Annotated in this window: 19 protein-coding genes, 1 rRNA gene and 1 riboswitch; of the genes, 12 read left to right on the forward strand and 8 right to left on the reverse strand. The window is 70.4% G+C overall.

Annotation, left to right across the window (positions count from 1 at the left end; genetic code table 11):
* From rrf to ACH4VX_RS31855, 11 genes are all read left to right on the forward strand, one after another.
* A 5S ribosomal RNA gene (gene rrf / locus ACH4VX_RS31805) occupies positions 1 to 95 on the forward strand; the annotation flags it as partial.
* A gap of 109 nt (positions 96 to 204) precedes the next feature.
* The gene (locus ACH4VX_RS31810) at positions 205 to 813 is read left to right on the forward strand and encodes a CDP-alcohol phosphatidyltransferase family protein (RefSeq protein ID WP_030833765.1); all 609 of its coding nucleotides are present in this window, start codon (positions 205 to 207) and stop codon (positions 811 to 813) included.
* Positions 814 to 928: 115 nt separating this feature from the next.
* On the forward strand, positions 929 to 3,424 hold the full coding sequence (locus ACH4VX_RS31815) for a sugar phosphate nucleotidyltransferase (protein WP_398372300.1): 2,496 nt from the start codon (positions 929 to 931) through the stop codon (positions 3,422 to 3,424).
* 118 nt (positions 3,425 to 3,542) lie between these two features.
* Positions 3,543 to 4,445 carry a DUF881 domain-containing protein gene (locus ACH4VX_RS31820; RefSeq protein ID WP_398372301.1) on the forward strand — a complete coding sequence of 301 codons (903 nt, stop codon included), beginning with the start codon at positions 3,543 to 3,545 and terminating at the stop codon, positions 4,443 to 4,445.
* Positions 4,442 to 4,774: a small basic family protein gene (locus tag ACH4VX_RS31825; RefSeq protein ID WP_003988855.1), complete on the forward strand. Its 333-nt coding sequence runs from the start codon at positions 4,442 to 4,444 to the stop codon at positions 4,772 to 4,774. Before ACH4VX_RS31820 ends, ACH4VX_RS31825 begins: the two co-directional genes overlap by 4 nt.
* Positions 4,775 to 4,779: 5 nt before the next feature.
* Positions 4,780 to 5,679, forward strand: coding sequence for a DUF881 domain-containing protein (locus ACH4VX_RS31830; protein ID WP_398372303.1), 900 nt, complete (start codon positions 4,780 to 4,782; stop codon positions 5,677 to 5,679).
* Between the two features lie 61 nt (positions 5,680 to 5,740).
* The gene (locus tag ACH4VX_RS31835) at positions 5,741 to 6,673 is read left to right on the forward strand and encodes an FHA domain-containing protein (protein ID WP_398372305.1); all 933 of its coding nucleotides are present in this window, start codon (positions 5,741 to 5,743) and stop codon (positions 6,671 to 6,673) included.
* Between the two features lie 38 nt (positions 6,674 to 6,711).
* Positions 6,712 to 7,452 carry a MerR family transcriptional regulator gene (locus ACH4VX_RS31840; RefSeq protein WP_398372307.1) on the forward strand — a complete coding sequence of 247 codons (741 nt, stop codon included), beginning with the start codon at positions 6,712 to 6,714 and terminating at the stop codon, positions 7,450 to 7,452.
* 84 nt (positions 7,453 to 7,536) lie between these two features.
* A complete protein-coding gene (locus ACH4VX_RS31845; RefSeq protein ID WP_004934251.1) occupies positions 7,537 to 8,010 on the forward strand; it encodes a bifunctional nuclease family protein in 474 nt (157 codons plus the stop codon).
* A gap of 194 nt (positions 8,011 to 8,204) precedes the next feature.
* A complete protein-coding gene (locus ACH4VX_RS31850) occupies positions 8,205 to 8,888 on the forward strand; it encodes a MerR family transcriptional regulator (protein WP_398372309.1) in 684 nt (227 codons plus the stop codon).
* A gap of 49 nt (positions 8,889 to 8,937) precedes the next feature.
* A complete protein-coding gene (locus ACH4VX_RS31855) occupies positions 8,938 to 10,323 on the forward strand; it encodes a DNA polymerase IV (RefSeq protein ID WP_398372311.1) in 1,386 nt (461 codons plus the stop codon).
* Positions 10,324 to 10,333: 10 nt separating this feature from the next.
* On the opposite strand, the gene ACH4VX_RS31860 is transcribed toward ACH4VX_RS31855, so the two are convergent.
* On the reverse strand, positions 10,334 to 10,708 hold the full coding sequence (locus tag ACH4VX_RS31860) for a PRC-barrel domain-containing protein (protein ID WP_398372313.1): 375 nt from the start codon (positions 10,706 to 10,708) through the stop codon (positions 10,334 to 10,336).
* A gap of 114 nt (positions 10,709 to 10,822) precedes the next feature.
* Positions 10,823 to 10,918: riboswitch (glycine riboswitch) on the forward strand.
* A 174-nt stretch (positions 10,919 to 11,092) separates the two neighbouring features.
* Here ACH4VX_RS31860 and gcvP point away from each other — a divergent pair.
* Positions 11,093 to 13,978 carry an aminomethyl-transferring glycine dehydrogenase gene (gene gcvP / locus ACH4VX_RS31865; RefSeq protein WP_398372315.1) on the forward strand — a complete coding sequence of 962 codons (2,886 nt, stop codon included), beginning with the start codon at positions 11,093 to 11,095 and terminating at the stop codon, positions 13,976 to 13,978.
* 52 nt (positions 13,979 to 14,030) lie between these two features.
* Here the strand turns inward: gcvP and ACH4VX_RS31870 are convergent, their stop codons facing one another.
* From ACH4VX_RS31870 to ACH4VX_RS31900, 7 genes are all read right to left on the reverse strand, one after another.
* Positions 14,031 to 15,116, reverse strand: coding sequence for an ABC transporter ATP-binding protein (locus tag ACH4VX_RS31870; RefSeq protein ID WP_398372317.1), 1,086 nt, complete (start codon positions 15,114 to 15,116; stop codon positions 14,031 to 14,033).
* Between the two features lie 4 nt (positions 15,117 to 15,120).
* Entirely contained in the window at positions 15,121 to 15,948 is an 828-nt protein-coding gene (gene modB, locus ACH4VX_RS31875) for a molybdate ABC transporter permease subunit (protein ID WP_398372319.1), read from the reverse strand.
* On the reverse strand, positions 15,945 to 16,745 hold the full coding sequence (gene modA / locus ACH4VX_RS31880; protein WP_398372321.1) for a molybdate ABC transporter substrate-binding protein: 801 nt from the start codon (positions 16,743 to 16,745) through the stop codon (positions 15,945 to 15,947). The genes modB and modA overlap by 4 nt, the downstream gene beginning before the upstream one ends.
* 165 nt (positions 16,746 to 16,910) lie before the next feature.
* A complete protein-coding gene (locus tag ACH4VX_RS31885) occupies positions 16,911 to 17,306 on the reverse strand; it encodes a molybdopterin-binding protein (RefSeq protein ID WP_398372322.1) in 396 nt (131 codons plus the stop codon).
* Between the two features lie 31 nt (positions 17,307 to 17,337).
* The gene (locus ACH4VX_RS31890) at positions 17,338 to 18,372 is read right to left on the reverse strand and encodes a LacI family DNA-binding transcriptional regulator (RefSeq protein ID WP_398372324.1); all 1,035 of its coding nucleotides are present in this window, start codon (positions 18,370 to 18,372) and stop codon (positions 17,338 to 17,340) included.
* Between the two features lie 234 nt (positions 18,373 to 18,606).
* Complete coding sequence (locus ACH4VX_RS31895) at positions 18,607 to 18,807, reverse strand: DUF5999 family protein (RefSeq protein WP_073934577.1); 201 nt, start codon at positions 18,805 to 18,807, stop codon at positions 18,607 to 18,609.
* 315 nt (positions 18,808 to 19,122) lie between these two features.
* The gene (locus ACH4VX_RS31900; RefSeq protein WP_398372325.1) at positions 19,123 to 19,707 is read right to left on the reverse strand and encodes a hypothetical protein; all 585 of its coding nucleotides are present in this window, start codon (positions 19,705 to 19,707) and stop codon (positions 19,123 to 19,125) included.
* Positions 19,708 to 20,056 lie beyond the last annotated feature (349 nt).

Here is a 20,056-nt window from a genome sequence, read left to right on the forward strand (position 1 = left end):
AAACGCCCGGTTACATTCCGAACCCGGAAGCTAAGCCTTACAGCGCCGATGGTACTGCAGGGGGGACCCTGTGGGAGAGTAGGACGCCGCCGAACTTCTTTTAGAGCTCTGGCTCTCGGGCATACAGCCCGAGAGCCAGAGCTTTTTTGCGTTGAGGTAAGGTCGGGGGCATCGTCGACATATTTCCCCACAGGAGGATCCCGGGTGGAGGTCCAGGAGACGCGGGTGCAGACAGACCGCGTCCTCACCATCCCGAACATGCTCAGCATGGCGCGGCTCGTTGGCGTACCCCTGTTCCTGTGGTTGATCCTCAGGCCGGAGTTCGGGGGCCCGAAGAGCGACGGGTGGGCGCTCCTGGTGCTGGCCTTCAGCGGCGTCAGCGACTACCTGGACGGCAAGCTGGCGCGACGGTGGAACCAGATCAGCAGCCTCGGCCGGCTGCTCGACCCCGCCGCCGACCGGCTCTACATTCTCTCGACGTTGGTCGGTCTCACCTGGCGCGAGATTCTGCCGCTCTGGCTGACCGCCGTTCTGCTGGCGCGTGAGCTGGTTCTCCTGGTCATGGTGGGCATCCTCCGGCGGCACGGCTATCCGCCGCCGCAGGTGAACTTCCTGGGGAAGGCCGCCACCTTCAACCTGATGTATGCCTTCCCACTGCTCCTGCTCAGTGACGGAAGTGGCTGGATCTCGTCACTCGCTGCTATTTTCGGCTGGGCGTTCGCCGGATGGGGTACAACGCTGTATTGGTGGGCAGGAGTGCTCTACGTGGTCCAAGTCCGCCGCCTGGTTCGTGCGGACGCCGTGGCCGATTGAACTCGCTGATTGGCACGCCCATGGCGGTGCGATGGCTCGCAGTGGAAAAGTGCGGGACAATCCTGGCGGGTGAAGTCGGCTAGACCGTCGTCTCTTCGAGGAGGACGCTTCCGACATGAAGGCCGTTGTGATGGCCGGGGGTGAAGGCACTCGCCTTCGCCCCATGACCTCAAGCATGCCCAAGCCGCTCCTGCCGGTGGCCAATAGGCCGATCATGGAGCATGTTCTGCGGCTGCTCAAAAAGCATGGGCTCAACGAAACCGTTGTGACCGTCCAGTTCCTTGCGTCGCTCGTCAAGAACTACTTCGGTGATGGCGAAGAGCTCGGAATGGAACTCACCTATGCCAATGAGGAGAAGCCACTCGGTACCGCCGGGAGCGTGAAGAACGCCGAGGAGGCACTGAAGGACGATGCTTTCCTCGTCATCTCCGGTGATGCCCTCACCGACTTCGACCTCACCGAGCTGATCAATTTCCATAAGGAAAAGGGCGCCCTGGTCACCGTCTGCCTGACCCGCGTCCCCAATCCGCTGGAATTCGGCATCACCATCGTGGACGAGGAAGGCAAGGTCGAGCGCTTCCTCGAGAAGCCGACCTGGGGGCAGGTCTTCTCCGACACGGTGAACACCGGCATCTACGTCATGGAGCCCGAGGTCTTCGACTACGTCGAGCCCGATGTGCCCGTCGACTGGTCCGGTGACGTCTTCCCGCAGCTGATGAAGGAAGGCAAGCCCGTCTACGGCTATGTCGCCGAGGGCTACTGGGAGGACGTGGGCACGCACGAGAGCTATGTGAAGGCGCAGGCCGATGTCCTGGAGGGCAAGGTCGACGTCGACATCGACGGCTTCGAGATCTCCTCGGGCGTATGGGTCGCCGAGGGAGCCGAAGTGCACCCGGACGCCGTGCTGCGCGGGCCCCTCTACATCGGCGACTACGCCAAGGTCGAGGCCGGCGCCGAGATCCGCGAGCACACGGTCGTCGGGTCCAACGTCGTCGTGAAGAGCGGCGCCTTCCTGCACAAGGCCGTCGTCCACGACAACGTGTACGTCGGACCGCACAGCAACCTGCGGGGCTGTGTCGTCGGCAAGAACACCGACATCATGCGCGCGGCACGGATCGAGGACGGCGCCGTCATCGGTGACGAGTGCCTGATCGGTGAAGAATCGATCGTCCAGGGCAATGTGCGGGTCTACCCGTTCAAGACCATCGAGGCCGGCGCGTTCGTCAACACCTCGGTGATCTGGGAGTCCCGGGGACAGGCGCATCTCTTCGGGGCCCGGGGAGTGTCCGGCATCCTGAACGTCGAGATCACACCGGAACTCGCGGTGCGGCTGGCCGGCGCGTACGCGACGACGCTGAAGAAGGGCTCGACCGTCACCACGGCCCGCGACCACTCCCGTGGTGCCCGTGCGCTGAAGCGGGCGGTCATCTCCGCGCTGCAGGCCAGCGCCATCGATGTACGGGACCTGGAGAACGTGCCGCTGCCCGTGGCGCGGCAGCAGACCGCGCGGGGCAGCGCGGGCGGCATCATGATCCGGACCACGCCCGGAGTGCCGGACTCCGTCGACATCATGTTCTTCGACGGCCAGGGTGCCGACCTCTCCCAGGGCAGCCAGCGGAAGCTGGACCGGGTGTTCGCACGACAGGAGTACCGGCGTGCCTTCCCGGGTGAGATCGGGGATCTGCACTTCCCGGCCAGTGTCTTCGACTCGTACACGGGCTCACTGCTGCGGAACGTCGACATCACCGGTATCGCGGAGTCCGGACTCAAGGTCGTCGTGGACGCCTCCAACGGCAGCGCCGGCCTGGTGCTGCCGAGCCTGCTCGGCAAGCTGGGCGTCGACTCGCTGACCATCAACCCCGGTCTCGACGAGTCCAGGCCGACCGAGACGGCCGACATGCGGCGCTCGGGGCTGGTCCGGCTCGGGGAGATCGTGGCGTCCTCCGGTGCCGCCTTCGGCGTACGGTTCGACCCCGTCGGTGAGCGGCTGTCCCTGGTCGACGAGAAGGGGAGGATCATCGAGGACGACAGGTCGCTGCTCGTGATGCTCGACCTCATCGCGTCCGAGCGGCGCAGCGGCCGGGTGGCGCTCCCGGTGACCACCACCAGGATCGCCGAGCAGGTCGCGGCCTATCACGGTACGCAGGTCGAATGGACGACCACCTCGCCCGACGACCTCACGCGCGTGGGCGGTGAGGAAGGGACGATCTTCGGCGGTGACGGCAAGGGCGGCTTCATCGTCCCGGAGTTCAGCAGTGTCTACGACGGCACCGCGGCCTTCGTGCGGCTCATCGGGCTGGTGGCGCGCACCCAGCTCACGCTGAGCCAGATCGACGCGCGCATCCCGCGGGCGCATGTGCTCAAGCGGGACCTGGCGACCCCGTGGGCCGTCAAGGGCCTGGTGATGCGGAGGGTCGTGGAGGCGGCCGGAGACCGGTTCGTGGACACCACCGACGGCGTGCGTGTGGTGGAGACGGACGGCCGCTGGGTGATGGTGCTGCCCGACCCGGCCGAGGCGGTCACCCATCTGTGGGCCGAGGGCCCCGACGACGCCTCCGCGCAGGCCCTGCTCGACGAGTGGTCGTCGGTCGTGGACGGCGCGGGCCGGTGAGCGGCCGCCGCGGGCGGTAGAACGAGCGGTACGCGTGCGTGCCGGACAAGTGTCCCCAACGGGGCCTGTCCGGCACGCCGGTAGGTCCGTTCGGATGTAGTGGCCGCGGCGTGCGACGATGTGCGGCATGCCGCAGCAACCCCCCGTTCGGAGCACACCCGCGCGGCCCGCTCGCCCGGACGCCTCCATGTCGTTGATCACCAACGTCATGGACCACAGCCTCGACGAGGGATACGCCGAGGCCGCCGCGCGTCGGAAGAACGAGGGCGAGAGCGGCATGCCGAAGACGCTCAGGGCGAAGCTGGGGCTGGCCGGCGGTCTGGTGCTCGCCGCTCTGATCGTGACCGTCGGTGCCGCACAGGCCCGGGTGGCGGCTCCCGTCGTGGCCAAGGAGCGCGAGGAGCTGATCGACCGGATCGATCAGGAGACCGAGGCCGCGGACAGGCTCGAGGACAGCGTCGACGAGCTGCGTGCCGACGTGAGCGCGCGGCAGCGCGAGGCGCTCCGGGACAGTGGAGGCGACCGGTCCGCGCTGGTGGGCGTCCTGTCCGGCGCCGTCGCGGTGCACGGGCCCGGGGTGCGGCTCGTGGTGAACGACGCCAAGGAAGCGAGCGGGGGCGGCGACGGCGACCCGCGATCGACCTCCGGGTTCTCCGACACCGGGCGGGTCCGTGACCGTGACATGCAGCGTGTGGTCAACGGTCTGTGGGAGTCCGGCGCCGAGGCCGTCTCCATCAACGGGCAGCGGCTGACCGCACTGTCGGCGATCAGGGCCGCGGGAGACGCGATACTGGTCGACAACAAGCCGCTGGTGCCGCCGTACACGGTGCTCGCGGTGGGGGACGGCGGGGAGCTCGGCGACCGGTTCCAGAACAGCGCGGACGGGCTGTATCTGCACGCCCTGCAGGAGAACTATGGGATCCGGACGGCCATCTCCGTGGAGGACGACGTCCGATTGCCCGCCGCACCGAGTGTGATCGTACGTACCGCACAGCCGATAACCGAGAAGGGCACATCGTGATCGCCGTACTGGGCCTCGTCGTGGGAGTCGTGGCCGGACTGTTGGTCCGGCCCGAGGTTCCGGCGGTCGTCGAGCCTTACCTGCCGATCGCCGTCGTCGCGGCGCTCGACGCCGTGTTCGGAGGGCTGCGGGCCATGCTCGACGGCATCTTCGACGACAAGGTCTTCGTGGTGTCGTTCCTGTCGAACGTCGTCGTCGCCGCCCTGATCGTGTTCCTCGGCGACAAGCTCGGCGTGGGGGCCCAGCTGTCGACGGGCGTCGTGGTGGTCCTCGGCATCCGCATCTTCTCCAATGCCGCGGCGATCCGCCGGCATGTGTTCCGGGCGTGAGGCCGATGAGTGAGCACGAGCACAACGAGACGACGCGCCCGGCGGTGTCCCCGCCGAGGCCCGCTCCCGACGCCTCGCCCACGGCCGGCCTGCGCAGGGAGCTGCCCGCGGAGGTACCCGCCGAGGTGCCTCCGAGGGTGCCCTCACCCGCGGAGGAGGCCGCTCCGAAGCCCCCGCCCGGTCCGACCGGCCGACAGCGGCTGGTGAAGGGGCTGTGGCCGCCGCGGGTGACCCGGGCCCAACTCATCGTCGCCCTGCTTCTGTTCGGCCTCGGTTTCGGCCTGGCCGTCCAGGTGGCGTCGAACAGTGACAGCGACAGCGCGCTGCGCGGGGCACGTCAGGAAGATCTTGTACGCATCCTCGATGAACTCGACGACCGCACAGAGCGTCTTGAGGACGAGAAGCAGGGACTCGAGAAGCAGCGCGACGAGCTGGAGAACAGCTCCGACCAGGCCGAAGAGGCCCGTAAGCAGACGATCGAGAAGGAACGGCAACTGGGCGTGCTGGCGGGCACCGTGGCCGCGCAGGGGCCCGGGATCACGATGACCATCGAGGACACGAAGGGGACGGTCGAGGCGGACATGCTGCTCGACGCAGTCCAGGAGCTGCGCGCGGCCGGTGCCGAGGCGATCCAGGTGAACGGTGTGCGGGTGGTGGCGGGCACCTACCTGACGGACTCCGGGAACGGTGTCGGCGTGGACGGGAACAAGATCACCGCGCCCTATCGTTTCAAGGTCATCGGCAAGCCGCAGGACCTCGAGCCGGCGCTCAACATCCCCGGAGGCGTGGTGCAGACCCTCGAAAAGGAACAGGCCACCGTTACCGTGGAGCGGTCGACCAAGATCGTCGTGGATGCCTTGCGGGCGGTGAAGCGGCCTGACTACGCTCGGTCGTCCTCCCAGTGAACCGGGGGCGCATGGGGGGCGTCCGGCGAGGGCATGAGGTTGCGGGGGGTCGGCGCACCGAATGGGTGGTGCGTGGTGGAAACTGTCTGGCGGAGGCGGACGTTGTGAAGATGTCCGGGTCGGCCAATGTGTTCAGTCAGGGTTCGTCCTGCCCCACGGGCGGGTCTGTTTCGGTCAAGGGGAATCGCCCGTGAAGTTGTTTGCGAAGTTGTTCGGCAAGAGCGCGCGGCGAGAGGGCAGCGACAACGCGACCGCTCGCCATCGCGCACAGCCTGAGGCGGAAGGTCAGCGTCCGCTGTACCGGGACCAGGTGGGTCAGGGCGCGCCGTCCGTTGACCCCGCGCAGTCGGGCGGCATAGGTTTCGGACAACCGTCGACCTCAGGTACGGGTGGAGGGTTCTCCGACCCGTACGCGTCCCACGCCCCTGGGGGGCAGCCGCGGCAGGAGGATCCGTCCATGTCGGCCCTGGTGTGTACGAGGTGCGGTAACCGCAACGCGGAGAACAGCCGCTTCTGCTCCAACTGCGGCGCGCCGCTGAGGCCCGGGGTCACCCCGGAGCGTCCCTCGGAGACGACGTCCACGATCTCGATCTCCGGCCTGGAGGCCTACGACGCGGAGGTCACCGGCCAGACGCCGACGCCGACGCTCTCTCCCGAGGCGCAGGCGGCCGTCGACGCGCTGCCGATGGGTTCCGCCCTCCTGGTCGTGCGCCGCGGCCCGAACTCGGGCAGCCGCTTCCTGCTGGACGGCGACCTGACCACGGCCGGGCGTCACCCGCAGAGCGACATCTTCCTGGACGACGTGACGGTCTCCCGTCGGCACGTGGAGTTCCGGCGCGGCCCGGACGGCTCCTTCACGGTGGCCGACGTGGGCAGTCTGAACGGCACGTACGTCAACCGGGAGCGGATCGACCAGGTCGCCCTGTCCAACGGTGACGAGGTGCAGATCGGCAAGTACCGGCTGGTCTTCTACGCGAGCCAGCGAGGCTACTGACCTCCCCGGATCCGTCCGGGGGACCCCAGGGAAGGTTCATGGTTCAGACACCGAGCGGCGGTGCCGGCAACGGCGCCGCCGCCGCGGGCACCGGACTGATGAGCATCGGCGCGGTGCTGAGCGTGCTGCGTGAGGAGTTCCCCGAGGTCACCATCTCCAAGATCCGCTTCCTGGAGTCGGAGGGGCTGATCGAGCCGCAGCGGACTCCGTCGGGGTACCGCAAGTTCGACGCCGGGGACGTCGAGCGTCTCGGCCATGTGCTGCGCATGCAGCGCGATCACTATCTGCCGCTCAAGGTGATCCGTGAGCACCTTGACGCCATGGAGCGCGGCGAGGTTGTCCACCTGCCGGCGCTGGGCCGCCCGGGGGACGGGGACACCGGTCAGGAGCCCACCACCGAGGGGCCCACGGCGGCGCGTATCGGGCGCGGTCGGCTGCTGGCGGCCGCGGGCATCGACGAGCGGGTGCTCGCCGAGTGGGAGTCGTACGGGCTGCTGGCCCCGGTCGAGGACGGCATGTACGACGCCGAGTCGGTCACCCTCGCCGGGCTCATCACCGAGCTGGGTCGGTTCGGGATCGAGCCGCGTCATCTGAGGGCGATGAAGGCCGCAGCCGACCGTGAGGCCGGCCTGGTGGACCAGGTCGTCGCCCCGCTGAGGCGCCACCGGAACCCGCAGACCAGGGCTCACGCGCAGGCGCGTACGAAGGAGCTGGCGGGGCTCACGGTGAAGCTGCACGCGGCGCTGGTGCAGGCGGCGCTCGGGATACGGCTGCCCTGAGTCGGAGCGGCATGGGCGCCCGGATCGGCCGCCCATTCCCTGCCCGACTACCCAAACGTCCCGGGCACGGCCTAGGGTTGCTGTGTGAACGAGCTCGATGTCGTAGGTGTCCGGGTCGAGATGCCCTCCAACCAACCGATCGTGCTGTTGCGTGAAGTGGGCGGCGACCGCTACCTCCCCATCTGGATCGGACCGGGGGAGGCGACGGCCATCGCCTTCGCCCAGCAGGGCATGGCGCCCGCACGGCCGCTGACCCACGACCTGTTCAAGGACGTGCTGGAAGCCGTCGGCCAGGAGCTCACGGAAGTGCGCATCACCGATCTGCGCGAGGGCGTCTTCTACGCGGAGCTGGTGTTCGCCAGCGGTGTCGAGGTGAGTGCCCGTCCCTCCGACGCCATAGCGCTGGCCCTGCGGACGGGTACGCCGATCTACGGCAGCGACACGGTGCTCGACGACGCCGGGATCGCCATCCCGGACGAGCAGGAGGACGAGGTGGAGAAGTTCCGCGAGTTCCTCGACCAGATTTCGCCGGAGGACTTCGGAACCAGCAACCAGTGAGAGCGGTCGGTCGCCGTCGCCCCGGTCGGCCGCCGGGGCTCGCGCCGAAGGCATTCGGCTAGCCTTTCCCCACGATGAGGTACGGGAAACCACTCTTAGGGTGATTATCACTCGGCGTGCCGAGTGTGGCGATCGTTGACGCACCCTTGGTGACTGCCTACCTTCGAGGAGGCAGGTCAAGGACGGAGGTCGGCGTGAGAAGCAGCGGCGACGGTACGGCTGGGGGCGCCCCCGGACGCGGTTTCGGGGCGAGCGGGCCGTACCCTCCCCAGAGCTCCCGGCTCCGTCCGAGCGGGGGCCATCCCGCGCACGGCGGCGCGATCGACCACGCTCCGCAGCGACCGACGGCTGTGCCGAGCAGCGGAGGGGCGGCGTCCATGGCGTCCGAGCAGATCGGCTACCGGGGGCCCACGGCCTGCGCCGCCGCCGGTATCACCTACCGGCAGCTCGACTACTGGGCCCGTACGGGTCTGGTCGAGCCGAGCGTGCGGCCGGCCCATGGATCGGGTACGCAGCGGCTGTACAGCTTCCGCGACGTCGTCGTGCTGAAGATCGTCAAGCGGTTCCTGGACACGGGCGTCTCCCTGCAGAACATCCGCACCGCGGTCCAGCATCTGCGTGAGCGCGGCTTCAGCGACCTGGAGCGCATGACGCTGATGAGCGACGGGGCCACGGTCTACGAGTGCACCTCGCCCGACGAGGTCCACGCCCTGCTCCAGGGCGGCCAGGGCGTCTTCGGCATCGCCGTGGGAGTGGTGTGGCGGGACGTGGAGAGCGCGCTGTCGCAGTTGCACGGGGAGCGCATCGACACCGGGGAGACCCTGGTCGGGCACAACCCGATGGACGAGCTGGCGCGGCGGCGGAACAAGGCCGTCTGAGACCGTCCGGGAACGGCTGTTGTCAGTGGCGTAGGGCAGCATCGGAGATGTGAGAGCCGCGCCCACGATCCTGCATCTCGACATGGATGCCTTCTTCGCCTCGGTGGAGCAGGCGTCCAAGCCGAGCCTGCGCGGGAAGGCGGTCGTCGTGGGCGGGCTCGGGCCGCGGGGGGTGGTGGCCACCGCCTCGTACGAGGCACGGATCTTCGGCGTCCACTCGGCGATGCCCATGGCACAGGCCCGGCGGCGCGCGCCGAACGCCGCGTATCTGGTGCCGAGGTTCGCTCTCTACCGGTCGATCAGCGAGCAGGTGATGGGGTTGCTGGGGGCCCTGTCACCGCTGGTGGAGCCGCTGAGCCTGGACGAGGCGTTCGTGGACCTGGAGGCCGGAGGCACGGCCTGGGACGAACGGTCGGCGCGTCTGGCCGGGGCGAAGCTGCGCGCGGACATACGGGCGGTCACGGGGCTCACCGGGTCGGTGGGGCTCGCGGCCTCCAAGATGCTGGCGAAGATCGCTTCGGAGCAGGCGAAGCCGGACGGACTGGTGCTGATCGAGCCGGGCACGGAGCGGGCCCTGCTGGGACCGCTGTCGGTCCGCACCCTGCCGGGCGTCGGGCCGGCGACCGGCGATCATCTGCGGCGGGCCGGGATCCACACGGTCGACGAGCTCGCCGAGGCCGGGGAGGACGAGCTCGTACGGCTGCTGGGCAAGGCCCATGGGCGTGCGCTGTTCGCGATGGCGCTGGCCCGGGACGAGCGGCCCGTGGTGGCCGAGCGGGAGGCCAAGTCGGTGTCGGTCGAGGACACGTACGACGTGGACATCCACGACCGGGTGCGGGTCGCCACGGAGGTGCAGCGGCTCGCGGACCGGTGTGTGCGCAGGCTGCGGGCGGCGGGGCTGTCGGGGCGGACCATCGTGCTGAAGGTGCGGCGGTACGACTTCTCGACCCTCACCCGGTCCGAGACGCTGCGGGGGCCCACGGACGATCCGGCCGTGGTGCGGGAGGCGGCCGCGCGGCTGCTGGACTCGGTCGACACGACGGGCGGGGTGCGGTTGCTGGGCGTCGGGGTCAGCGGATTGGCCGACTACACGCAGGAGGACCTGTTCGCGCAGGCGGCGGGCGGGCGCGTGGACGACCTCCCGCACGAGGAGGCCGAGGCCGCTCCGGAGCCGGAGACGCCCGCCGAGCGGCGCTGGCCGGCGGGGCACGACGTACGGCACGCCGTGTACGGGCACGGATGGGCGCAGGGCAGCGGGCTGGGCCGGGTCACGGTGCGTTTCGAGACACCCCACTCGGAGCCGGGCCGGGTGAAGACCTTCCGCGTCGACGACCCGGCTCTGCAACCGGCGGAACCGCTGCCGCTGGTGTCCCGAGGACCCGGGGAGGACGAGGGCGCGGGGGCCGGCGGAGGGATGCGGGTGGAGGGCTGGTGAGCAGGGCGGATCAGGCCGGCTTGTCGTTCCCGGCGAGTCTGCCGAAGTCGCGGTCCGGGAGGGGAGGGGGAGCGGCGAGGTCCAGGCCGTAGTGGTGGTAGAGCTGGAGTTCCTGTTCGGGGGAGAGATGGCGGCCCACACCGAAGTCGGGGGCGTCCTTGATGAGGGCGCGTTCGAAGGGGACGTGGAGGGCGCCGTCGATGAGGTCGCTGGGTTCCAGGGGGACGAAGGCGTCCCTGCTGAACAGGCCGGTGCGTATCGCCGCCCACTCCGGTACGCCGGTGGCGTCGTCGAGGTAGACCTCGTCGATCGTGCCGATCCGGGTTCCGTTGCGGTCGAACGCCTTGCGGCCGATCAGGTGGCGCGGATCGATGTCGGTCTGCACAGGCCCTCCACTGGTCGCAAACTCATCCGTAAGCACTACAGAACGGCACAATCGGCTGGACGGCCACTCGAAGGTACTGGTGTGGTGCTCGCTGGTAGGCTGGCAAACGGCTGCTGACCCCGTGCGGGAGAGCCCTCCGGACACCATCGGGGGCGCCGAAGGAGCAAATCCTCCCCGGAATCTCTCAGGCACACGTACCGCACGGACGAGGTCACTCTGGAAAGCAGGGCGGGTGTCGACGGCTTCCGCTCTCACCGACGGTGAAAACCGGACGCCCTCGGGCCGTCCGGTGAAGCTCTCAGGTCGAGATGACAGAGGGGGAGGCCGTTCGGGCACCCGCGCCGTGGTGCCCCTCGAAGGTCGTCGGACCAGGAGGCCTCCTCAATGACCGCCCCTCGCACTCCGCTCTCCGAGCTCGAACAGGGAATCCCCTTCGAGCAGCGCCACATCGGCCCCGACCACGAGGCCCGGGCCAAGATGCTCGCCCAGGTCGGCTACGGCTCACTGGACGAGCTGACGGCCGCCGCGGTGCCGGATGTGATCAAGAACGCCGACGCGCTGGACCTGCCGGGTGCCCGGAGCGAGGCCGAGGTGCTGGCCGAGCTGCGTACGCTGGCCGACCGCAACGAGGTGCTCGGCTCCATGATCGGGCTCGGGTACTACGGGACCTTCACCCCGCCCGTCATCCTGCGCAACGTGATGGAGAACCCCGCCTGGTACACGGCCTACACGCCGTACCAGCCGGAGATCTCCCAGGGCCGGCTCGAGGCGCTGCTGAACTTCCAGACCGTGGTCGCCGAGCTCACCGGCCTGCCGACCTCCGGTGCCTCGCTGCTCGACGAGGGCACCGCCGCCGCCGAGGCGATGGCGCTGTCGCGGCGCATGGGCAAGAACAAGAAGGGCCTCTTCCTGGTCGACGCGGACGCCCTGCCGCAGACCGTCGCCGTGATCGAGACCCGCGCCGAGCCGACCGGCGTCGAGGTCGTCGTCGCCGACCTGAGCGAGGGCATCCCCGCCGAGCTCGCCGGGCGCGAGATCAACGGCGTACTGATCCAGTACCCGGGCGCCTCCGGTGCCGTACGCGACATCAAGCCGGTGATCGACCAGGCGCACGAGCTCGGCGCGCTCGTCACCGTCGCCGCCGATCTGCTCGCCCTCGCGCTGCTGAAGTCGCCCGGTGAGCTGGGCGCGGACATCGCGGTCGGCACCACCCAGCGCTTCGGCGTGCCGATGGGCTTCGGCGGGCCGCACGCCGGTTACATGGCCGTGCAGGAGAAGATGGCGCGCAGCCTGCCGGGACGGCTCGTCGGTGTCTCCGTCGACGCGGACGGACACAAGGCCTACCGCCTCGCCCTGCAGACCCGTGAGCAGCACATCCGCCGTGAGAAGGCCACCAGCAACATCTGCACCGCCCAGGTGCTGCTCGCCGTCATGGCCGGGATGTACGCCGTCTACCACGGCCCGGAGGGCCTGAGGGTCATCGCGCGGCGCACCCACCGGTACGCCACCGTCCTCGCCGAGGGGCTGCGGGCCGGCGGAGCCGAGATCGTGCACGGCTCCTACTTCGACACGCTGACCGTGCGCGCCGCCGGGCGGGCCGCCGAGGTCGTCGCCGCCGCCCGCGACAACGGCGTCAACCTGCGTCTCGTCGACGCGGACCACGTCTCGATAGCATGTGACGAGACCACCACCAGGGCGCAGCTGGCCGCGGTGTGGAGCGCCTTCGGCGTCGAGGGCGATGCCGAGGCCCTGGACGCGGTCGCGCGGGACGCGCTGCCGGATGCCCTGCTGCGCAACGACGAGTACCTGACCCACCCCGTCTTCCAGCAGCACCGCTCCGAGACCGCGATGCTGCGTTACCTGCGCCGGCTCTCCGACCGCGACTACGCGCTGGACCGCGGCATGATCCCGCTGGGCTCCTGCACCATGAAGCTCAACGCGACCACCGAGATGGAGCCCGTCACCTGGCCCGAGTTCGGTCAGCTGCACCCCTTCGTCCCGGCCGAGCAGGCCCGGGGCTACCTCACGCTCATCCACGAGCTGGAGGAACGTCTCGCCGAGGTCACCGGCTACGACAAGGTGTCCCTCCAGCCCAACGCCGGCTCCCAGGGCGAACTGGCGGGTCTGCTCGCCGTACGCGGCTACCACCGGGCCAATGGCGACGAGCAGCGCACCGTCTGCCTCATCCCGTCCTCGGCGCACGGCACCAACGCCGCCAGCGCGGTGATGGCCGGGATGAAGGTCGTCGTCGTCAGGACGTCCGACGACGGCGAGATCGACGTCGCGGACCTGCGGGCGAAGATCGGGCAGTACCGCGACGAGCTGGCGGTGCTGATGATCACGTACCCCTCGACGCACGGTGTGTTCGAGGAGCACGTCGCCGACATCTGCGCCGAGGTGCACGAGGCCGGCGGCCAGGTGTACGTGGACGGCGCCAACCTCAACGCGCTGGTGGGTCTGGCCAAGCCCGGCCACTTCGGCGGTGACGTCTCGCACCTGAACCTGCACAAGACCTTCTGCATCCCGCACGGCGGCGGCGGTCCCGGTGTCGGTCCGGTCGGCGTACGGGCGCACCTGGCGCCGTACCTGCCGAACCACCCGCTCCAGCCGGAGGCCGGCCCGGAGACCGGCGTCGGGCCGATCTCGGCGGCGCCGTGGGGCTCGGCGGGCATCCTGCCCATCTCGTGGGCGTACGTCCGTCTCATGGGCGGCGAGGGCCTGAAGCGGGCCACGCAGGTGGCCGTGCTCAGCGCCAACTACATCGCCAAGCGTCTGGAGCCGCACTACCCAGTGCTCTACACCGGCCCCGGCGGGCTGGTCGCGCACGAGTGCATCATCGACCTGCGCCCGCTGACCAAGGCGACCGGCGTCAGCGTGGACGACGTGGCGAAGCGCCTGATCGACTACGGCTTCCACGCGCCGACGATGTCGTTCCCGGTGGCCGGCACGCTGATGATCGAGCCCACGGAGTCCGAGGACCTCACCGAACTCGACCGGTTCTGCGAGGCGATGATCGCGATCCGCGCGGAGATCGAGAAGGTCGGCTCCGGTGAGTGGCCCGCGGACGACAACCCGCTCCGCAACGCCCCGCACACCGCCGCCGCGCTCGGAGGGGAGTGGGAGCACGCGTACACCCGCGCGGAGGCCGTCTTCCCGGCCGGGGTGAGCGCCGCCGACAAGTACTGGCCGCCGGTGCGCCGCATCGACCAGGCCTTCGGCGACCGGAACCTGGTCTGCTCGTGCCCCCCGCTGGACGCGTACGAGGACTGACACAGGGCGAAGGGCCCCGCTCGACCGGAGCGGGGCCCTTCGCCGTATATGGCTACGCCGGGTAGGCGTGGGTCTGCGTCGCCTTGACCGCCGCCCAGACCGTCGCGCCCGGATGCAGGTCGAGTTCGGCCGCGGCGACCGTGGTGAGGTCGGCGGCCAGGGCGAGCTCGCCGGTGAGTTCCACGCGGATCTGGTCCCCGTGGGTCTCGAGACCGGCGACCTCGCAGCACCAGAGGTTGCGGGCACTGGAGCCGGTCGGCCGGTCCCGGTACAGGGTGACGGCGCCGGGCGGGAACGCCACGAAGGCGGGCCCGGAGAGGTCCTCCGTGGTGCTCACGGCGGGGCCCGCGTCGAGCCGCACCGTGTGGCCGCCGGCCTGCCCGCGGTACAGGTTGAGGCCGACCAGCTGGGCGATGTACTCGGTGCGCGGGTGACGGGCGATGTCGGAGGGCGTGCCCTCCTGCACGATCCGGCCCTGCTCCACGACGACCAGACGGTCGGCGAGCACCATGGCGTCCAGCGGGTCGTGCGTGACCAGGACGGCGACTGCTTCGAACGCGGCCAGATGACGGCGGAGCTGCGCGCGCACCTCCAGCCGGGTGCGGGCGTCCAGGGCGGCCAGCGGTTCGTCCAGGAGCAGCAGCCGGGGGTGGGTGGCCAGGGCGCGGGCGAGGGCCACGCGCTGGGCCTGGCCACCGGACAGCCGCCGGGGCTTGGCGCCCGCGTGCTCGGCCAGACCCATGCGGTCGAGCCACCCGGCGGCCTGTGCGCGTGCCTCCGCCTTGCCGGCGCCCCGGCAGCGCGGTCCGAAGGCCACGTTGTCGAGCGCGGTCAGGTGCGGGAAGAGCAGGTAGTCCTGGAAGACGACGCCCACCGGGCGCGACTCCGGCGGTGTGCGGTGCAGATCCGCGCCGTCCAGACGCAGATGCCCGGCGCTGAGCGGGGCGAGGCCCGCGAGTGCGCGCAGGGCGGTGGTCTTGCCGGCCCCGTTCGGGCCCAGCAGGGCGACGACGTCGCCGGGCGCGGCGGTCAGCGCCACGTCGAGGCGGAAGGAGTCGCGGTCCACGACGAGCCGCGCGTCCAGGCCCTCGGCGGCGGTGCCGGCCGGTTCGGGCACGTGCCCGGGATTCTTCACCATGGTGTCAGACGGTCCTCATCCAGCGGTCCCGCAGCCCGGCCAGTACGGCGATGGACACCGCGAGCAGGACCAGACTGAGGGCGATGGCGGCGGCCGGGTCGTTCTGCAGGGCGAGGTAGACCGCGAGCGGCATGGTCTGGGTGCGGCCGGGGAAGTTGCCGGCGAAGGTGATCGTCGCGCCGAACTCCCCGAGGGCCCGGGCCCAGGCCAGCACGGCACCGGCGGCGATGCCGGGAGCGATCAGCGGCAGGGTGACGCGGCGGAACGCGGTGAAGCGGGAGGCGCCCAGAGTGGTGGCCGCCTCCTCGTAGCGCGGGTCGGCGGCCCGCAGCGTGCCCTCGACGCTGATGACGAGGAACGGCATCGCCACGAACGTCTCGGCGAGGACGACGCCCAGGGTGGTGAAGGGCAGGGTGGTGCCGAACCACGTGTCCAGCCACTGGCCGACGACGCCGTTGCGGCCCAGGGCGAGCAGCAGGGCGACACCGCCCACCACCGGGGGCAGCACCAGCGGGAGCGTCACCAGGGCGCGGACCAGGCCACGGCCGGGGAAGTCCGTACGGGCCAGCAGCCAGGCCAGCGGGACGCCGACGACCAGACTCAGCGCGGTCGCCGTCGTGGCGCAGAGCAGCGACAGGCGCAGCGCCTCCCACACCTCGGGGCTGGTCAGCTGCTCGGGGAGGCTCCGCCAGGGGGCGCGCAGGAGCAGGGCGAGGAGGGGCATCAGGAGGAACGCCAGGCCCAGGAGGGCGGGCGCGAGGAGGGCGAGGGGGACACCGCGGCCGGGGGCGCGAAGACGTGCCTTCCGGGGGGCTTCCCGGCTGGTGGTCATGGCTTCAGGAATCCCGCCCCGCCCAGCACCTTCTGGCCCTCGGGGGACTTCACCAGCGCCACGAACGCCTTCGCCGCCGACGGATTGGGCGCGTTCTCGAGCCGGGCGATCGGATAGTCGTTGACGGCCTCGGCGGACTCCGGGAATTCCACGCCCTCCACCTTGTCACCGGCCGTCTTCACATCCGTGCGGTACACGAGGGCGGCGTCGGCCTCCTTCAACCGGACCTTCGTCAGGGCGCTCTTGACGTCCTGCTCGTACGAGACCGGCTTCAGTTCGACCCCGCCGGCGGTGAGGGCGGTCAGCGCGGCGGCTCCGCAGGGCACCGTCCTGTCGCACAGCACGACCTTGAGACCGGACGCGGTCAGGTCCTGGAGGGAGCCGATCGCGTGTGGGTTGCCCGGCACGGTGGCGATCTCCAGCCGGTTGCGGGCGAACGTGCTCGGGCTGCCCGTCGTGTGTCCCTCGTCGGTGACGAGCTGCATCGTCCTGGTGCTGGCCGCCGCGAAGACGTCGGCCGGTGCGCCGTTGTTGATGCCGGCGGCCAGACCGTCGCTGCCGCCGAAGCTGAAGGTGACCTCGGTCCCCGGGTGTTCCTTCTCGAAGCGCTCGCCCAGCGTCGTAAAGCTCTCCTTCAGCGAGGCGGCCGCGAAGACGGTGACCGTGCCGGTGATGCCCTGCCCGCCGGACTCCGCGGACGCCGACGAGTCCGAGCCGGACGCGGAGCAGGCGCTCAGCGCCAGTACGGCGGCTGCCCCTGGGCCGGCGATCCGACGGGTCCGATGCGAACGGGTCATGTCGGAGCACTTCCTCTGTGGGCGGGTGGAAGAGCCCGCAGAGCTCTCCCGATGTGCCGATCATACTGACGCATCTGCCAGGTGTTCACCCCTTTCCTTATCGCATGAGCCAGGAAGAACATCCAGAGCGCGCGCATATGCGTTCACGCAGGCGTGCTGTCGCCGTCAGGCGCGGTCGATATGGACGTTCGTCGACTTCACGCGGGCCGTGGCCTCCACGCCGACCTCCAGCCCCAGTTCCTCGACGGCCTCCCGGGTGAGCAGCGAGACGAGGCGGTGCGGGCCGGCCTGGATCTCGACCTGGGCGGCGACGTCGCCGAGCTTGATCGCGGTGACGATGCCGGGGAAGGCGTTGCGGGCGGAGGTGTACGGGGTGCCCTCCTCGACGGCGCCGGCCCTGGCGAGTTCGACGGAGAACGCCGCCAGGTCCCGTCCGTCGATGAGCCGGCGTCCGCCGTCGTCGCGGTGGGTGGGGATACGCCCCGCGTCCGCCCAGCGGCGGGCGGTGTCCGGGCTCACGCCGAGCAGCCTCGCTGCCTGGCCGATCGTGTAGGACTCCATGCCGGTCACGATAGGTGGTGCCGGAGGTGCGTCAGCCCCGCTCGGCGGGAGCCGCCGTGCTCGCCCGGACGACGAGGTCCGTGCCCAGTTCCACGCGGGGGGAGTCCGGCTGTTCGTCGCGGGTGAGACGGAGCACCGTACGGACGGCGAGCTTGCCCATCTCGGCCAGGGGCTGGCGGACGGTGGTCAGCGGCGGCGCCGACCAACGGACTTCCGGAAGGTCGTCGAAGCCGACCACGCTCATGTCCTCCGGAACCCTGAGCCCCCGGCGGCGCAGCGCCTCGATCGCCCCCAGTGCCATCTGGTCGCTCGCCGCGAACACCGCGGTCGGCGGTTCCGGCAGGTCCAGCAGGACGTTGCAGCCCGTGAAGCCGGACTCCGGCTTGAAGTCGCCGGGTACCACCAGCGATGCGTCGAGCGTGATGTCCGAGCCTTCGAGCGCCGCCCGGTAACCGTCGAGCCGCGCACGTGAGCAGAGCAGCCGCGGCGGCCCGGCGATCATGCCGATCCTGCGGTGCCCCAGGGCCAGCAGGTGTTCGGTCGCGGCCAGGCCGCCCGACCAGTTGGCGGCGCCGATGGTCGGCACGTTCAGGGCGGGGGAGCCCGCCGGGTCCACGACCACCAGCGGGACCCCCAGGATGCGCAACTCCTCGTGCAGTGTGGATTCCAGCGCCGAGGTCACGAGGATGACGCCGCCGGACGCGCGGGCCCGCAGGTTGCGCATCCATTCCCGGGCGTCACCGGAGCGCCCGTGGATCGCCGACACCACCGTGCCCACCCCGGCGCCGTGGGCGACCTCCTCGACGCCGCGGATGATCTCCACGGCCCAGGGGCTGTCGAGGTCGTTGAAGACGAGGTCGAGCAGGGCCGCACGGGAGGGGGAGGTGGCGGGGCGCTTGCGGTAGCCGTGACGGCGCAGCAGGTCCTCGACCCGGGCGCGGGTCCCGGGGGAGACGTCGGAGCGGCCGTTGACCACGCGGGAGACGGTCGGCACGGAGACGCCGGCCTGTCGGGCGATCTCCGTGATCGTGACTCTGCCCCCGGCGTCGGCCCCGTGTGCTGCCACTTGCCCCACCTCCGTGACGAAACCCGTGAAACTTCCAGGAGTCTTCCGGAAGGCGGGCGCCCGTGGGAAGGCGTCGCGGGGCGGACTCTCGCCGGACGGGCCGCCGGTCACCCCTCCCATGTGCCGGACCACGGTGAGTGATTCACCCCGGACACGCGTCGGGGCCGGCGCGCAGGAGGTCCTGCGTCCGGCCCCTCGTGTCCCCGGGCGGGCCCCGTTCCCGCCCGGTCGGGATCAGGCGGTGGTCAGGCTGGCGCCCCGGGGACGCTGCGGGGCGATGATCCTGCCGTCGGGCAGGAGTTCACCGGTGTCCTCGAAGAACACGACACCGTTGCACAGCAGGCTCCAGCCCTGCTCTGGGTGGTGCGCCACGAGACGGGCGGATTCCCGGTCGGCGGAGTCGGCTGAGGGGCACGGTGGTTGGTGCTGGCACATGGGTGGGATCTCTCGCTCTGTGGTGACCTGTGAGTCGGCTGTCGTTTCAGTTCCGCGGCGTGAAGTTTCGTTCATGGCCGCCCCCCGTTGTGATAAGTCGGTCGGAAACCAGTGTTGCCCCATGGGCGACGATCCGCAGGGATTTCGCGGCACCGCTCCTCACAGGTTGATGACGCGTCACCCGCGCGGACGGTTCATCTCAACTGCACTGTCACTTCGGGTGGTTCGGCGTGGCCGGATGGGGCTAGTCCTCCCGGGAACAGCGCGTACCCCGCCGCGTCGGGAGTTCCGGGCGGCGGGGTACGCGGTGTCTTCTCAGGCGGGTGAGCCGAGCAGCCGGGCCGGTGCCACCCGGTGCGTCAGGACCGGGAGCAGGTCGGCGAACCGGTGCGGGCGGTGGGCCGCGATGCCGGGCGGCGCCGGGGCGAGCGGGACGAGCAGATCGGTGGCGGCCGGGTGGCCGGTGGCGCCGTCCGCGGTGGGATCGCCGTGCAGCCAGAGCGTCAGCATGTAGAGGCTCGGCACCGAGAGCAGCCGGGGCTGGTACGGCTGTGCCATGGCCTCGGCCTGGCGCAGCGCGAGCTCGGTGGAGGTGATGTAGGGGCCCTCGAAGAAGCGGGAGAACGTCCAGCCGTCGGCGGTGAGCACGGTGTCCGCGGCGGCCACCGCGCGGTCGCCGGTACGGATCAGGAAACGCCAGCCGGCCAGCCGGGTGGCGGTCCCGCCGTCGGGGGCGGTCCGCTCCAGGACGTGCACGGGAAGGGGCAACTCGGGTGAGGAGGGTCCCTGGGCGACGAGCAGGGAGGGAGTTCGGGCTTCGCGGACCGCGGTCGGCGAGGAGAGCGCGGTCAGGACGGAACGCAGTGCGGGCGCGGGAGCCGGGGGGACATGCAGCGGCATGGTGGGTCGCCTCTCATTCGAAGGCACAGTGGCGCGAGGGCGGGGCGTGGCGGACGGCGCTGTCAGCTCGCGAAGGTCAGAGAGGCAGGGGCCGGGGGCCGAGTCCGGGAGACGGGGGCGCGGAGTGCCGCACGCCACCTCTCGGCTGGATCACTCGAACCGCGGGCGCCAACCTTCTGCCTTGTGCGCGAAGTTTATACGACACGTGTTCAGACTATGTTTCGTCTAGCCGTTTTCGACCGGCGGAACAAGGGTACTTCTGGCCGGTGAAATGAGAAAATAATCCCGATTCCAGGCAGGGTGCACGCCGGTGACCTCGGAAAATGACCGCGAAGCGGTCGGCCAATTC

The organism is Streptomyces sp. NPDC020731, from assembly GCF_044334705.1.
In the GTDB taxonomy this organism is placed as follows: Bacteria; Actinomycetota; Actinomycetes; order Streptomycetales; family Streptomycetaceae; genus Streptomyces.